The organism is Hyalangium ruber (genome assembly GCF_034259325.1).
Lineage (GTDB): Bacteria > Myxococcota > Myxococcia > Myxococcales > Myxococcaceae > Hyalangium_A > Hyalangium_A rubrum.
Genome location: NZ_JAXIVS010000017.1, coordinates 114,463 through 128,279 on the forward strand (window position 1 = coordinate 114,463; position 13,817 = coordinate 128,279).

The following is a 13,817-nucleotide window of genomic DNA, read 5'->3' on the forward strand; positions in this document are numbered from 1 at the left end:
CCTACAGCGAGACGCCGTACAGCGCGCCGTACTTACCCTTGAGGTAGCTCAGGAAGTCCGCGTCGGTGAGGCCCTGGCCCGTCACCTTGCGGATGAGCTCCTCCGCGGGCACGCGATAGCCCTCGCGGTGGATGTTGTCGCGCAGCCAGTCGCGCAGCGGCAGCAGCTCGCCTCTGCGGATGTGCCCCGTCAGCTCCGGGATGGCGCGCTCGGCGGCCCGATAGAGGGACGCGGAGTAGAGGTTTCCGAGCGCGTACGTGGGGAAGTAGCCGAACTCGCCCCAGGACCAGTGGATGTCCTGGAGGACGCCCAGCACATCATCCGGCGGCGTCACGCCGAGGTAGCGGCGCATGCGCTCGTTCCACGCGGCGGGCACATCCTCCAGCGGCAGCTCGTCGTGGATGAGCAGCAACTCCAGCTCATAGCGAAGGACGATGTGGAGGTTGTACGTCACCTCGTCCGCCTCGGTGCGAATGAGCGAGGGGCTCACGCGGTTGACCGCCCCCAGGAACGTGTCCAGCCCCACGCCGGAGAGCGCCTCGGGGAAGGACTCGCCAAGGGCCGGGAAGAAGTGCTCCCAGAAGGCGCGGCTGCGCCCCACCACGTTCTCCCAGAGGCGCGACTGCGACTCGTGCAGGCCCATGGAGGGCGATGCGGCCAGCGGCGTGCGGTAGTGGGCCTCATCGAAGCCCTGCTCATAGAGCCCGTGGCCCGCCTCGTGGATGGTGCTGAACAGGGCGTTGAGGGGGTTCGCCTCGTCGATGCGCGTGGTGAGGCGCACATCGCGCGGGTGCGTGCCGCCGGTGAAGGGATGGATGCTCCGGTCCTGCCGACCCGCCTCCAGGTCGAAGCCCGTGGCCTCCAGCAGCTTCAGGCTGAAGCGCCACTGCGCCTCCGCGTCGAAGCGACGGCCCTCGGGCAGGTCCGCGACCTTCCGAGGCGCGGAGCCGATGGCGGCCACCATGGGGATGAGCGCATCCCTCAGCGCGGTGAGCACGGGGGTGAGGCGGGAGACGCGCATCCCGGGCTCGTACCCCTCGAGGAGCGCGTCATAGCGCTCGCCGTCATGGCCGTAGGCATCCGCCTGCTCGCGTCGCAGCTGCAGCAGGCGCGCGAGGGCGGGCTGGAACAGGGCGAAGCGCTTCTCCTTGCGTGCCTGGCGCCAGGCATTCAGCGCGCGGCTCTGCGCCTCGGCGAGCGCCTTCACCAGCGCCTGAGGAACGCGCACCGCCCGGTCCCGCTCGTGGGTGAGCACCCGCACCATGGCGCGCTGGTCCGCGTCGAGCTCGGAGCGCGAGGCGGCCCAGGCGAGCACCTCGCCCAGGCGGGGGTCCACCAGCCGCTCGTGGTAGAGGCCCTGCAGGGTGGAGAGCTGGTGGGCCCGCGCGTCGGAGGCCTTGGCGGGCAAGTACGTCTCCTGGTCCCAGGTGGCCAGGCCGATGACGCCGTTGAGGTCCTTCAGTTCCTGCATCCGAGCCAGCAGCGCGGGGAAGGTGCGGTCCATATCCCCACGTTCTAGGCCATCCCGGGCCGCGCGGGCAGTGCTACCTTGCCGCCACCATGGCCAACGTGCAGAAGTTCTTCATGGCGCCCGAGGACGAGGTCGCCTTCTTCCGCTTCCTCGAGCGCTTCGTGCTGGAGGTGTACCCCCGGCGCGTGCCTCCGGATTGGGAGGGGTTCCGGGCCAGCGAGGAGAACCACCCTCAGCTGCCCGAGGAAGACCTCTATCTGGTAGCCAGCGACATCGGCCCCGCCATCGTCGACAAGGTCAAGCGCGGCCCGGACAAGGGCTCCTGGCGCATCGACGAGGTGCGCTCGCCGGTCATCTTCATGGAGCGCTGCCGGAAGAATGAGGAAGGCGAGCTGCTCAGCGGGCAGCTCTGGGCGGAGCTGGAAGTCACCCCACAGACGGGCCGGAAGGACGCGGCCTCGGACCACTTCCGGCGCCTGTACCTCGATGTCATGGAGTACCTGAAGAAGACCTACCGCAAGGGAGACCCGAAGGACTTCCTCGTCGGCCCCAAGGCCGCACGCCTCTTCAAGGAGGGACTGGTGCTGCGCGACTCGGCGCACCGGGGAGGCACCGTGGTGCCCCACAAGTAGCCACCGGGACTACGGCATGTCCTCGGTGGTGATGAGATCCGGAGGCCGGACGACGACCTTCTCCTCCAGCCCCGGGCTCGCCGGAGTCAGCACGGCCTGGAGCTCCTCGTGCAGCTGCTGCCCGCTCTGCGGCCGGTCCTCGGGGCGCTTTTCGAGCAGCCGCATGACCAGATCGCTCACGGCCACGGGCACCCGCGCGTCATAGGCCAGCGGAGGAGGAGGATCCTTCCACTCGATCTCCGCGTTGAGGACCTCCCGGGGGAGCTGCGGTGAGAACGGCGGCCGCCCGGTCAGCACCTCGTAGAGCGCCACGCCCAGCGCATACAGCTCGTCGGTCGCGCGGAAGGCATAGCGCACCCCGGGAGCCCGCATGTACTCGCGCTGGAATCGGAGCGCCTCCGGAGAGCGGTAGTGCGGCGTCCCCGGGGGCAGCGGTCCTTCCGTGATGGGCTTGCCCTGCGTGTGGTCCCCCGAGCCGAAGTCCACCAGCACCGGCTCTTCATCCCGTGTACGCACGAGGATGTTCGCCGACTTCAGGTCACGGTGGCTCACCCCGGCGCGGTGGATGGCCTCCAGCGTCAGCGCGAGCTTGTCGAAGACCTGGAGCACCCGCCGGATGGAGGGCACCTCATCCCGGGCCCATCGGGCCAGCGGCTTTCCCGCCACATAGTCCATCAACAGGTAGCGGTAGCCCTTGGTCGGATGCGGCCAGCAGCCGAAGGCGTGCAGGCGCACCACGTTGGGGTGCTGGATGCGCAGCAGACATGCCAGCTCCTTGCGGAGCCTCGCGTCGGTCTGGTTGAGGTCGTCCTCGCCGCTCTCCTGCCGACGCAGGGAGAACTTGAGCGCGAACGCCTCCCCCTCGCACTCCACCTTGTAGACGGCGCCGAAGGAGCCCGAGCCCAGCTTCCCAACGATCTGCCAGGCCCCCACCCACTCCCCAGGAACCAACGTACTGGGATGCACCACCCTCTCCGCCATGCCTTGCTCCCTTCCCGTCAGGTAGGACGCCAGACATATAACCTCCCAGGTTGCCTCCTGGCCAGCACTATCCCCATACGAAAGCGCCCCGCCCTCATATGGAGGACGGGGCGCCGTTTCCTACCTGGAAGGTTGGAGCGTCGAGGCGGCTCAGGTGCCGGTGGCCGCGGGAGTGGCCTGGCGGAGCTGAGGCGCCTCATTGAGGAACTTCAGGTCCGGGTGCTTCTCCTCGGCGTGCTGCAGCGCCCAGTCGTCGCGGAAGAGGACCAGCGGCAGCCCGTCCCGGTCCTGCACCGTCTGCCGGTTGCCCTCCCAGTCGAACGCCTTCGGTTCGAAGTTGGCGCCCACCACCCAGCGCGCGTGGCTGAAGGGCAGTCGGTCCAGGGCGATCTTCGCGCCGTACTCGTGCTCGAGCCGGTACTGGAGCACCTCGAACTGGAGCGCGCCCACCACGCCCACGATGGGGTCCTTCATGCCCATCTGGAGCTGCTGGAAGATCTGCACCGTGCCCTCCTCGGAGAGCTGCTCCAACCCCTTCTCCATCTGCTTGCGGCGCAGCGGATCCTTGCTGCGCACCACGGCGAAGTACTCGGGGCTGAAGCGCGGCACCGTCTCGAACACCGTGCCCTCGTCCTCCGCCAGCGAGTCGCCGATGCGGTACTGCCCCGGGTCGAACAGGCCGATGACGTCCCCAGGCCACGCGTCCTCGATGGAGGTGCGCTCGGCGGCCATGAACTGGCTGGGCTTGGCCAGACGCACTTCCTTGCCCAGGCGCGAGTGGTGCGCGCTCATGCCCTTCACGTAGCGGCCGGACACCACGCGCACAAAGGCGATGCGGTCTCGGTGCGCCGGGTCCATGTTCGCCTGGATCTTGAAGACGAAGCCGGAGAACTTCGGGTAGGTGGGCTCTCGCTCCCCGTCCGTCGTCGGGCGCGCCGTGGGCGGAGGCGCCAGCTCCAGGAAGGCGTCCAAGAACGGGCGCACGCCGAAGTTGGTCATCGCCGAGCCGAAGAACATGGGCGTCAGCTGCCCCGCATCGCTCTTCTCGCGGGTGAACACGTCACCGCCCACGTCCAACAGCTCGATGTCCTCCTGGAGCTGCGCCAGCTCGCGCTCGGTGAGCACGGAACTCACCTCGGGCGAGTCGATGGAGACCGAGCGCTCGGCCACCTCCTTCTCGCCGTGGTTGCCCTCGGCGCTGAAGACGTGGATGACGCGCGCCTTGCGGTCATACACGCCCCGGAAGTCCGGCCCCATGCCGATGGGCCAGTTCATCGGGTAGGAGCGGATGCCCAGCACCTGCTCCAGCTCGTCCATCAGGTCGAGCGGCGCGCGGCCATAGCGGTCCAGCTTGTTGACGAAGGTGAAGATGGGGATGCCGCGCATGCGGCAGACCTTGAAGAGCTTCTTGGTCTGCGGCTCGACGCCCTTGGCCGCGTCGATGAGCATCACCGCCGCGTCCGCCGCCGCCAGGGTGCGGTAGGTGTCCTCGGAGAAGTCCTGGTGGCCCGGGGTGTCCAGCAGGTTCACTGCGTGGCCCCGGTAGACGAACTGGAGCACCGACGAGGTGACGGAGATGCCGCGCTCCTTCTCCAGCTCCATCCAGTCGGAGGTGGCGTGGCGGCGCGCGCGCTTGGCCTTCACACTGCCAGCCAGGTGGATGGCGCCGCCGTAGAGCAGCAGCTTCTCGGTGAGGGTCGTTTTACCCGCGTCGGGGTGGGAGATGATCGCGAAGGTGCGCCGCCGGGCGACCTCCTGCTCGAGTTCGGATGCCATATCGAGAGGGAACTATCACGGGGCGTATGTTTTTTCGTGGGGTTCGAAGCCTGGCCTTGCCACCTCGGAGGCCAGCGGCTCGAATTCGCCCCCTTCCCCTCCTCCGAGGAGCAGCCATGCAGCGGACCCAGCACTCGACCGGTACCCCCTGGGAGCCCCGTGTGGGCTACTCCCGCGCCGTGCGTGTGGGTCCCTTCATCTCCGTGTCCGGCACCACGGCTACGGACGCGGCGGGCAACCTGGTGGGCGAGGGAGACGCCTACGCCCAGGCGGCTCAGGCGCTGAGGAACATCCGCTCGGCGCTGGAGGCCTTGGGCGCACGGCTGGAGGACGTGGTGCGCACCCGCATGTACGTGACGGACATCTCCCGGTGGCAGGAGGTGGGCCGCGCGCATGGCGAGGTCTTCGGCGCCATCCGGCCCGCCACCTCCATGGTCGAGGTGAGCCGGCTCATCGACCCCGCGATGCTCGTCGAGATCGAAGCCGACGCCATCGTGGCAACGCCCGAGCGGTAACCCCCTAGGGGCGGGACTACAGCTCCGCCGTCACATCCCCCGGCACCGGCTCCGGCTCGACCGGGGCGTCGGGCTCCTGGGTCCCGTCGTTCGGGTCGCCAGCGGGAGGCGCGTCCTCGCCGCGCATGTCCGCCGGGCAAGCCGCCCGCGTCCCCAGCTCGGAGCCCTCCACCACCACGCAGCTCGTCATCGGCTGGCCCTTGGTGCACTGGCGCAGGATGCGGAACTTCTCCATCTCCTGCCGGTCCCAGCACGCGCTGCCGACGAAGTACTTGTCCGCCGCGATGTCGCCGCCGGCGGCGTACACGTCCGCCCGTCCGCCGAGGCCCGGAACGTGGCGCAGGGTGGCGAACACGTTCTCCTTCGCCGTCGTCGCCGTGTTCTTCAGGCTGTACTTGCCGAACACGCGCACGCGGGTGATTCCAGAGGGCTGGCGGCGGTGCCCCACGAAGGCACCCGTGACAGCCTCGTGGTTGGCCGGGTTGGGCGTGAAGTTCGACAGCCGGTAGGCCAGCGTCTTGTCATTGCCCGCGGTGTGCGCGAACGAGGCCATCAGCTTGCCCTGGCCGGTGGTGTTGGGCGCCACCGCCTTGAGGTTGTCCAGGTTGATGCCGATGGTGCCCCGGCCCCGGTGCGAGAGCGGGCCCTTGGTCAGCCCACCCGCAGCGACGACCTTGTACGCCGCGTCATCCGTGCTGCCCAGCGGCCGTGCCTCCAGCTTCCACACGAAGCGCGCGGCGGTCGCCTTCTTGATGGTGAAGCGGAAGGTGGCGTTGGCGCGATCCTCTGGGCCGTAGACCCGCACGTCGCCCGGCTGGGCCTCGGCACCACCGGCGTTCACCAGCTCCACGATGGGGGTGATGGCCTCCTTGAGCGCGCTGTTGAGCGCCTTGACCTGTACGCGCGCACTCTCGAGGAACTCCGGTCCTTGCCCGTTGAGCTCGCCCTGATTCACGCCAAAGCCCTCGGCGATGAGCGCCGCGCCCTCCTCGGCGGCCGCCTCGCCGTTGATCTCCAGGACAGTGCCCGCGAGGTCCGGCGTGGCCTCCACGTACTCGGCATCCTCCACCGCATCCTTGCCACCGCACGCAGCCAGCACCAGCGCAGCACCCAGCATCATCGACTTGCCGATACGCATGACTTCTCTCCTGAATGTTCGAGGGGTTTGTGACGGTCTCGAGCGCGCCGTTGCATCGCGCTCACGACCTCTCGAACCCAGGAGGCGCTGGTTGGTTGCGGGGGGATTTTCCGCCCGATTTTTCCCGAGCGAGGACGGAGACTTACGGCCCTAGTTTCGGCCCCACTGCCGCGGCCGGTCATAGCGGAAGAAGCCGCTCGCCTCTTCCTGGCCGATGACCTCCGCCTCGGCGCCGAAGAAGCGGGCGCGCAGCTCCTGGAGCTTCGCCTCCAACGCGGGGCCGGAGAGCTGCTTCGCCAGGGACTCGCGCTCCGCCATATAGGCGGCGCCGGACTGCCAGCGCATGTCCCGCGTCTGGTCCAGCGCGTCCCAGCGCTTCAGCGCCTCTTCGTCCAACCCCATCCCCTGGCGGATGGCGCGCAGGCTCTGGGAACGCGCCTCGGGCGACATCCCCGTCAACTCGCGCTGGACGGAGGACAGGTCCAGGAAGCGGTTCATCGTCTCCTGCCGGTGCCGCTCCAGATACGCCTCGGTCTGCTCGCCGTGGATTTCATGGAGGCGCTGCTTGTACGTCTCGAGCTTCTGCTGGAGGTTGGCGTCCTGCTTCGCGTCGAGGGCGGCCAGCGTGTCCGCGATGGCGTGATTCTTCAGCTCGGAGGCCCAGATGCGCTCGGCGGCCTCCTTCCCGAAGAGGCGATTGCGCGTGTCCCAGATGGCGGCGCGGCGCTCTCGATCATTCAGGCCGCGCAGGTAGGCGTCGTTGTCCTTCACCCACTTCTCGTAGTCCACCCGGTTGCGGAGCATGGTGGCCAGCTCCTCATACCGCTCCGGGAAGGCCTTCTTCAGGAACGCCAGCAATTCCTCCTGCCAACGGTCCGGGGAGCGCTTCTGGAAGTAGCGCATGAGCTCTTCCAGCAGCTTGACCTGGATATAGGGCTCGTGGAGCCGCGTGCCGTAGCGGCTGCGTACGGCGGCGGCGAGCTTGTCGAGGTCCTGCTCCGGGTCTCCCGACAGCTCCTCCGTCCCGGCGGGTGGCTCCTCGGTGGCGACGGGAGCGGTGCCCACGGCGGAAGCCGGAGCAACGGGTGGCGGCGAAGGGCTCGCGCGCACGCTCGGGGCCGCCGACACCGGGGCGGAGGCCACCGGAGCCTCGGGCGCTGGACTCCGGGAGAAGAGAAACACACCGGCGAGCAGCCCCAGCACCGCCGCCGCGCCTCCCAGCATCATCTTGGTCCGCGACTCCATGCGGCCCTCTCCTTGCCATAAAGGGAGGCAATGTGGCGAGGAGACCCGGAAGGCCCGCCTGCTTGGACCCTCCGGGCACTCCGTCGGTACGGCGATCAGTCGTGGAGGGCGATGTAGTCGATGATGGTCGCGTAGAACTCCGGCTCATCGAAGGTGTCCGGGCCCACGCCGATCACGTCCATGTGGTCCTGGTTGATGACGCTCGAGGAGGAGGTCATCTGGGCGGAGGTGGGCGCGTTGAGGTTGGTCACGTTGCCCAGGTTCGCGTCCGTGGTCATCGAGTCGAAGCCCAGGGCGGACTCGCTGTACTTCAGCCGGTAGCCCATCTGCTGGGAGTTGATGCCCACCAGGCCGTCGTCATCCGTCTCGTTCTTCACACCGTCGCCCTTGCCAGCGGCGCCGTCGTTCTCGCAGTCATCGACGCAGTAGCCATCGCCGTCGATGTCGAAGAGGAACTCGCTCAGCAGGTAGAGCGCGGGGTTCACGCTGAGGCCGTTCTGCGCGGTGATGGCCGAGGCGTGGCGCGCGGCGTAGGTGGTGCTGACCGGGTAGGTGGTGTTGAACGCCTTCATGCCCGTCGTCTTGCCGTCGCTGGCGCTGTAGTCGTTGTAGACGAGCTGCTTGGCGGCCGCGAACGCGTCATTGCCCGACTGGTAGACGACATCGCCGTAGTACTCGGCCAGCGCGGCGATGACGCTGGTGACGCCGGGGCCCAGGTCCAGGATGTACTTGGCGACCGGCGAGCCGCGGTGCGGCGAGGAGACGCTGACGGACACCTTGACGACGGTGTAGCCCTTGCGCTCGCGCAGCACGCGCGCGGCCTTGCGGATGTCGATGCCGCCCTGCGAGTGCCCCACGAGGTTCACGTAGCTGGCGCCCGCGGTGGCCATGAAGCTCTCGACGTCATTGGCCAGGTCCAGCCCGCGTACCTCGGAGGACTGGAACGGCTGCACCTGCGCGACGAAGGACTTCTGGGTGCTGCTGATGTCCTCGTTACAGTACACCTCGGCGAACTCGTCGCAGGCATCGCCCACGAAGGTGCCGTAGTCGTCACCCCAGTAGTCGTAGCCAAGGATGTCGTCAAAGCCCGCCATGCCGTGCGCGAACACGACAGGGTAGGTCGACTTCGCCGCGCCCGCGTGAGCCGGCGTGGAAAGCCCCAGGGCTCCCACGGTCAGCGCCGCCAGAAGAACCGTGCTTCTCTGCGTCATATGCACTCCCACTGTGGTGATGAGGTGAACTCGCTCAGCAGGGCCCGCTCTTCAGAGGAGGACGGTTCAAAGCAGCGCGGCGTGCCCGGTTGATTGTAAAATCAGTTCCCGGGCACGCTTATCGCGGACCTCGGGAAAAAGTTGCGATGGGTATTTTTTTACACCCGAACAACCTGAGTTTTTCCAGAAGGATACCATGTTGACCAGAAGACAGATGGGCCGCCGGGTTCTTCGCGTCGTGCTGGTCCTGGCTCTCTTGGGAGGATTGGCGCTGCTGTATGCCGCCCTCATCGAGCCGGCGTGGATCGAGGTGACGCACCACCGGGTCACGCTGGCGGGGCTCAGCAAGGAGCTGAAGATCGCCCACCTCACGGATCTGCACATCCGCGAGTGGGGGCGTCGCGAGCAGAAGCTGCTGCGGCTCCTGGAGGCGGAGCAGCCGGATCTGATCGTCATCACCGGCGACACGGCTTCCCCCGGGGTGACGGACGCGGTGCGCGCCCAGCTCCTCTCGAAGCTGCGAGCCCCGCTGGGGGTGTACGCCACCCGTGGGAACTGGGAGTTCTGGGCACCCATGGAGGATGAGGAGAGCCTGTACCGCAACGCCGGCATCCAGGTGCTTCTCAACGGCAGCCACAAGGTGGCCGACGCCGTGTGGCTCGTCGGACTGGATGACGCCCTGGCGGGAACGCCCGACCTCGCCCAGGCATTTACCGGGCTCCCTCCGGGAGCTCCCTGCGTGACGCTCTTCCACTCTCCTTCCATCGCGAGCGAAATCGGCGGCAAGTGCCCCTTGGCGCTGACGGGACACACCCACGGCGGACAGGTGCGCCTGCCCGGGCTGGGAGCGCTGTGGCTGCCTCCGGGCTCCGGCCCCTACGAGGCCGGGTGGTACGACGTTCAGGGGACGCGGATGTACGTGAGCCGAGGGCTGGGCAACTCCCTCCTGGACCTGCGCTTCCTGTGCCGGCCGGAGCTGGCCATCATCACCCTCTCGGGTCGCTAGCTGCTCGCGGAGGTGTAGTGGCCGATGGAGCGCAGCCACACGCGCCGCGAGACGAAGGCGAACACGCAGGAGCCCACCACGGCGGCCACCAGGGACTTCAACGGCAGGCGCCCAAGCATCGCCTCCGCCGGAAAGGTGGTCATCAGCGCCAGCGGGATGATGAAGGTGAAGACGAAGGCCAGCGCTCCCTTGAAGATGGGAGCGGGCCAGCGCGCGGCGTCGAAGATGGACTGGAAGAAGTAGGTGAGGTTGTCCACGCGCACCACGAAGAAGGCCGCGCTCACCGTGAGGATCCACAGCGAGTAGAGCAGGAGCGTGCTGGTGGCCAGCAGCACCAGCGCGGCGAAGAGCCCGGGGATGGAGGGCCCTCGCCCCAGCAGGTGGAAGGCGTAGATGAAGATGCCGATGCCGGTGAGGACGTTGGTGGCCCGCCACGGCAGGAAGCGCGTGGTGGACACCAGGAACTGCGCATCCGCGGGCTTGAGCAGCACGAAGTCCAGCGTGCCCTTGCGGATGTGCTCCACCACGCCGTTGAGGCTGGGTGTAATCGCCCCCTCCAGCACGCCCTGCAACAAGGTGAACCAGCCCACCACCAGCAGCGCCTCGCCGAAGCTCCACCCGGCGATGCTGCCTCGGTCCCCGTAGACGACGAACAGCGGCGCCAACGCCGTGCCCGTCCAGAAGAGGGAGATGAGCCCCTCCAGCAGGAAGTCCCCTCGGTACTGCATGGCCAGCAGGCTCGAGGCTCTCAGCTGTACGCCCAGCAAGCGCAGGTAGCGGCTCAGCATGCGCCTATCCTCCGAACGCCGCGAAGCGCCGCAGGCCCCGCCGCCAGAGGGTAATGGCGAAGACGCCCATGACCAGCACCCACAGCCACTGGCGGCCCAGCATCAGCAGCGCCTCCTGGAGGCCGTGCTTGTTCGTCATCAACTCCACGGGCAGGCCGATCTGGTTGCGGAAGGGCAGCCAGTCGGCGATGGAGCGCAACAGGGGCGGGAACAGCTCCACCGGGTACATGTACCCGGAGAAGACGAAGAAGAGCACCAGCCACACGTCCATCAGCTTCTGGCTGCTCTCCATGAAGAGCGCCATGGTGCCGATGGCCACGTTGGCCAGGAAGGTGATGAGCCACCCGCCGAGAATCGCCACCAGCAGCATCGGCCAGCCCCACCAGTGCTGGGGCACCGCCTGGCCTCCTACGATGGAGAGCGAGAGCAGCGTCACCGGCACGGCGATGAGGAGGCGCATGGGGAACGCCCCGAGGTTCTCCGCCGCGTAGGACCAGAGCGGCGAGATGGGGCGCAGCAGGCGCATGGCCAGCGTGCCCTGGCGCACCTCGAAGTTGATCTGCCAGGCGGCCCAGGCGCCGGTGAGCTGGCGCACCACGAAGGTGGCCAGGAAGTAGCCCACGAAGTCCGGGGCGCCGTAGCGGCCGATGGGCGCTTCCCGGGCCACCGCCGTCCACAGCGCCATCATGATGAGGGGCATGGTGGTGGACAGCACCCAGACGATCAGCTCGGCCCGATAGGCGAGGGCTTCGGAGACGCCGACGCGCAGGAGCGTGGGGAAGGCGCGGACGGCGGTGCGCAGGCTCATGTGCCCCCCTGGCTGGCCAAGGCGGCCCTGCGGGCCTTGTTCTCGGAGAACAGCTCGCTCATCACCTCTTCCAGGGGCGCGTTCTCCACGGTGAGGTCCGACACGGGCAGGCTCGAGAGCGCGCGGCTGATGGTGGCGCTCACCGCCTCCGGAGGCACCTGGAGCACCGCCGAGGTGGGCTCGTGCGACACCACGCGGCCCAGCGGCTCCAGGCGCGAGGCCTCCACGGGCTGCTCCAGCCGGAACACCACTCGCTTCTCCGGCCGGATCCGCTGCACCAGCGCATCCAGCCCGCCGTCGTAGGACAGGAGCCCCTTGTCGATGACGATGACGCGCGGGCACAGGGCCGCCACGTCGTCCATGTAGTGGCTGGTGAGGATGAGCGTGGCGCCGTGACGCTCGTTGTACGCCTTGATGAAGGTGCGCATGGTGGCCTGCATCGACACGTCCAGGCCGATGGTGGGCTCGTCCAGGAAGAGCACCCGGGGCTGGTGGATGAGCGCCGCCGCCAGCTCGCACTTCATCCGCTCGCCCAGCGACAGCTGCCGGGTGGGCTTGGAGATGAGCTCCTCCAGCTCCAGCAGCGACACCAGCTCGTCCAGCGTCTGCTTGTACTGCGCCCGGGGCACGTCATAGATGGCGCGATTGAGCTCGAACGTCTCCGCCGGGGGCAGGTCCCAGAGCAGCTGCTGCTTCTGCCCCATGACGAGCATGATCTTCTTGAGGAAGGCGGCCTCGCGGTGACGGGGCACGTGGCCGTCCACCGTCACCTCTCCCTCGGAGGGGTGGAGCAGCCCGGAGAGCACCTTGAGAGTGGTCGTCTTCCCTGCCCCGTTGGGCCCCAGGAAACCCACCCGCTCGCCTGGGCGGATGTCGAAGGAAATGCCATCCACCGCCTTCACGGTGGTGTAGTTGCGGCGGAAGATCGACCGCAGGGCGGCCTTGAGGCCGGGCGGGCGCTTGTGGACTTTGTAGTGCTTGCGCAGGCCGCGAACGGAAATCATGTGGGACAGGGTTTAACCCGGTCGCCCGCTGGAGGCGACCCTTCGTGTGGAGTCAGTGTCGATGGGCGACGCGTATAGCAAGGATCTCGAGCGCTGGATTCCACGGCTCATCGCCGTATGGAGGCAGCAGCGCCGCAAGGGGGGTGGGAACGAGCCCGAGACGCGGCTGACCCCCCAGGAGGTGAAGGAGGTCGGGGCAGGAGTGAAGCAGTTATCACTTGGCCTCACCCGGGAGCGGCAACTGGCCGGGGCCAAGTACATGGACGACCCGCGCCTGCTGGGCGCCTACCTCCTCTTCTACTGGCCGGTGTCCTACGCCCAGGCCCGACAGGCGCTCGGGGAGCTGCCCCAGCGCCCGCGGCAGGTGCTGGACCTGGGCAGTGGCCCGGGCCCGCTGGCCTTCGCCGCGCTGGACGCGGGCGCCAAGGAGGTGATGGCGGCGGACCGGAGCAAGCCCGCCCTGACGCTCGCCCGGGCGCTCGCCGCGGAGGCAGGCGAGGCGCTGGCCACGCGGGAGTGGGATCCAACGAAGAAGGCGCCTCCGCCCGAGGGCCAGTTCGACCTCATCACCATGGGCCACGTGCTCAACGAGCTGTACGGCACGGGGGATGGCGCCATCGGTCCCCGCGCGGCGCTGCTGGAGCAGGTGCTGAGTCAGGTGAAGAAGGGCGGCAGCCTGCTGGTACTGGAGCCCGCGCTGCGAGAGACGTCCCGCGCCCTGCTGAAGGTTCGGGACGTGCTGGTGGGCAAGGGCTACGCGGTGCGAGCCCCGTGCATGTTCCGAGGCAACTGCCCGGCGCTGGTGAAGGAGAGCGACTGGTGCCACGCGGAGCGCTCCTGGCCCATGCCGCGCGTGGTGGAGGAGCTGGCGCGGGCGGCGGGGCTGCACAAGGAGGCGCTGAAGATGAGCTACCTGGCACTGGCGCCGAAGGGCGAGGCATGGCCGGAGCTGCCCCAGAGCCGGCTCTTCCGCATCGTCTCCGAGTCGCTGGAGGGCAAGGGGCGCCAGCGCTACATCGGCTGTGGCCCCGAGGGCCGCGTGGGCCTGGCGATGCAGGAGAAGCACCGCACGGAGAAGAACGAGCGCTTCTTCAAGCTCCACCGCGGCGACGTCATCTCGGTGACGGAGACGGAGCCCAAGGGCGACGGCCTCGGGCTCGATGACCGCACGGAGGTCAAGGTGGTGGCCTACGCGGGCCAGGGTGTTCCTCCTCCGAGCACCGAGAAGGACACCTGACCCCC

The 13,817-nt window shown here is 68.3% G+C and carries 13 protein-coding genes; 4 read left to right on the forward strand and 9 right to left on the reverse strand.

Translation table 11 applies throughout. The features are described 5' to 3' along the window. Window position 1: 1 nt before the first annotated feature. Complete coding sequence (locus SYV04_RS36850; RefSeq protein WP_321550728.1) at window positions 2-1,504, reverse strand: carboxypeptidase M32; 1,503 nt, start codon at window positions 1,502-1,504, stop codon at window positions 2-4. 56 nt (window positions 1,505-1,560) lie between these two features. Here SYV04_RS36850 and SYV04_RS36855 point away from each other — a divergent pair, with 56 nt between their 5' ends. Next, window positions 1,561-2,103: a hypothetical protein gene (locus tag SYV04_RS36855; RefSeq protein ID WP_321550729.1), complete on the forward strand. Its 543-nt coding sequence runs from the start codon at window positions 1,561-1,563 to the stop codon at window positions 2,101-2,103. Window positions 2,104-2,112: 9 nt separating this feature from the next. Here SYV04_RS36855 and SYV04_RS36860 read toward each other — a convergent pair whose 3' ends face one another. Continuing rightward, on the reverse strand, window positions 2,113-3,084 hold the full coding sequence (locus SYV04_RS36860) for a serine/threonine protein kinase (RefSeq protein WP_321550730.1): 972 nt from the start codon (window positions 3,082-3,084) through the stop codon (window positions 2,113-2,115). A gap of 150 nt (window positions 3,085-3,234) precedes the next feature. Further along, window positions 3,235-4,860 (reverse strand): peptide chain release factor 3, encoded by a 1,626-nt coding sequence (locus SYV04_RS36865; RefSeq protein ID WP_321550731.1) that lies wholly within the window; start codon window positions 4,858-4,860, stop codon window positions 3,235-3,237. Window positions 4,861-4,976: 116 nt separating this feature from the next. Between SYV04_RS36865 and SYV04_RS36870 the strand changes: the two genes are divergently transcribed. After that, the gene (locus SYV04_RS36870; RefSeq protein WP_321550732.1) at window positions 4,977-5,375 is read left to right on the forward strand and encodes a RidA family protein; all 399 of its coding nucleotides are present in this window, start codon (window positions 4,977-4,979) and stop codon (window positions 5,373-5,375) included. A gap of 16 nt (window positions 5,376-5,391) precedes the next feature. Here SYV04_RS36870 and SYV04_RS36875 read toward each other — a convergent pair whose 3' ends face one another. From SYV04_RS36875 to SYV04_RS36885, 3 genes are all read right to left on the reverse strand, one after another. Further along, window positions 5,392-6,513: a hypothetical protein gene (locus SYV04_RS36875; protein WP_321550733.1), complete on the reverse strand. Its 1,122-nt coding sequence runs from the start codon at window positions 6,511-6,513 to the stop codon at window positions 5,392-5,394. Between the two features lie 150 nt (window positions 6,514-6,663). Next, on the reverse strand, window positions 6,664-7,758 hold the full coding sequence (locus SYV04_RS36880; protein ID WP_321550734.1) for a lipase secretion chaperone: 1,095 nt from the start codon (window positions 7,756-7,758) through the stop codon (window positions 6,664-6,666). Window positions 7,759-7,853: 95 nt separating this feature from the next. Next, window positions 7,854-8,969 (reverse strand): esterase/lipase family protein, encoded by a 1,116-nt coding sequence (locus SYV04_RS36885; protein WP_321550735.1) that lies wholly within the window; start codon window positions 8,967-8,969, stop codon window positions 7,854-7,856. 196 nt (window positions 8,970-9,165) lie between these two features. Here SYV04_RS36885 and SYV04_RS36890 point away from each other — a divergent pair, with 196 nt between their 5' ends. Continuing rightward, window positions 9,166-9,975 (forward strand): metallophosphoesterase, encoded by an 810-nt coding sequence (locus tag SYV04_RS36890; protein ID WP_321550736.1) that lies wholly within the window; start codon window positions 9,166-9,168, stop codon window positions 9,973-9,975. Here SYV04_RS36890 and SYV04_RS36895 read toward each other — a convergent pair. Genes SYV04_RS36895 through SYV04_RS36905 form a run of 3 tightly spaced genes read right to left on the reverse strand, consistent with a single transcriptional unit; the run spans window position 9,972 to window position 12,575 of the window. After that, window positions 9,972-10,763 (reverse strand): ABC transporter permease, encoded by a 792-nt coding sequence (locus SYV04_RS36895; protein WP_321550737.1) that lies wholly within the window; start codon window positions 10,761-10,763, stop codon window positions 9,972-9,974. The two genes, SYV04_RS36890 and SYV04_RS36895, sit on opposite strands and share 4 nt — an antisense overlap. 4 nt (window positions 10,764-10,767) lie before the next feature. Next, on the reverse strand, window positions 10,768-11,571 hold the full coding sequence (locus tag SYV04_RS36900; RefSeq protein ID WP_321550738.1) for an ABC transporter permease: 804 nt from the start codon (window positions 11,569-11,571) through the stop codon (window positions 10,768-10,770). Continuing rightward, a complete protein-coding gene (locus SYV04_RS36905) occupies window positions 11,568-12,575 on the reverse strand; it encodes an ABC transporter ATP-binding protein (protein WP_321550739.1) in 1,008 nt (335 codons plus the stop codon). Before SYV04_RS36905 ends, SYV04_RS36900 begins: the two co-directional genes overlap by 4 nt. Window positions 12,576-12,636: 61 nt before the next feature. Between SYV04_RS36905 and SYV04_RS36910 the strand changes: the two genes are divergently transcribed. Continuing rightward, window positions 12,637-13,812: a small ribosomal subunit Rsm22 family protein gene (locus SYV04_RS36910; protein WP_321550740.1), complete on the forward strand. Its 1,176-nt coding sequence runs from the start codon at window positions 12,637-12,639 to the stop codon at window positions 13,810-13,812. Window positions 13,813-13,817: the final 5 nt, after the last annotated feature.

Bases quoted from the DNA above. Each gene is read 5' to 3' on its own strand.
- SYV04_RS36905 (WP_321550739.1), bottom strand. From the start codon at position 12,575: ATGATTTCCGTTCGCGGCCTGCGCAAGCACTACAAAGTCCACAAGCGC.
- SYV04_RS36875 (WP_321550733.1), bottom strand. From the start codon at position 6,513: ATGCGTATCGGCAAGTCGATGATGCTGGGTGCTGCGCTGGTGCTGGCT.
- SYV04_RS36880 (WP_321550734.1), bottom strand. From the start codon at position 7,758: ATGGAGTCGCGGACCAAGATGATGCTGGGAGGCGCGGCGGCGGTGCTG.
- SYV04_RS36895 (WP_321550737.1), bottom strand. From the start codon at position 10,763: ATGCTGAGCCGCTACCTGCGCTTGCTGGGCGTACAGCTGAGAGCCTCG.
- SYV04_RS36900 (WP_321550738.1), bottom strand. From the start codon at position 11,571: ATGAGCCTGCGCACCGCCGTCCGCGCCTTCCCCACGCTCCTGCGCGTC.
- SYV04_RS36865 (WP_321550731.1), bottom strand. From the start codon at position 4,860: ATGGCATCCGAACTCGAGCAGGAGGTCGCCCGGCGGCGCACCTTCGCG.
- SYV04_RS36890 (WP_321550736.1), top strand. From the start codon at position 9,166: ATGTTGACCAGAAGACAGATGGGCCGCCGGGTTCTTCGCGTCGTGCTG.
- SYV04_RS36885 (WP_321550735.1), bottom strand. From the start codon at position 8,969: ATGACGCAGAGAAGCACGGTTCTTCTGGCGGCGCTGACCGTGGGAGCC.
- SYV04_RS36860 (WP_321550730.1), bottom strand. From the start codon at position 3,084: ATGGCGGAGAGGGTGGTGCATCCCAGTACGTTGGTTCCTGGGGAGTGG.
- SYV04_RS36910 (WP_321550740.1), top strand. From the start codon at position 12,637: ATGGGCGACGCGTATAGCAAGGATCTCGAGCGCTGGATTCCACGGCTC.
- SYV04_RS36870 (WP_321550732.1), top strand. From the start codon at position 4,977: ATGCAGCGGACCCAGCACTCGACCGGTACCCCCTGGGAGCCCCGTGTG.
- SYV04_RS36855 (WP_321550729.1), top strand. From the start codon at position 1,561: ATGGCCAACGTGCAGAAGTTCTTCATGGCGCCCGAGGACGAGGTCGCC.
- SYV04_RS36850 (WP_321550728.1), bottom strand. From the start codon at position 1,504: ATGGACCGCACCTTCCCCGCGCTGCTGGCTCGGATGCAGGAACTGAAG.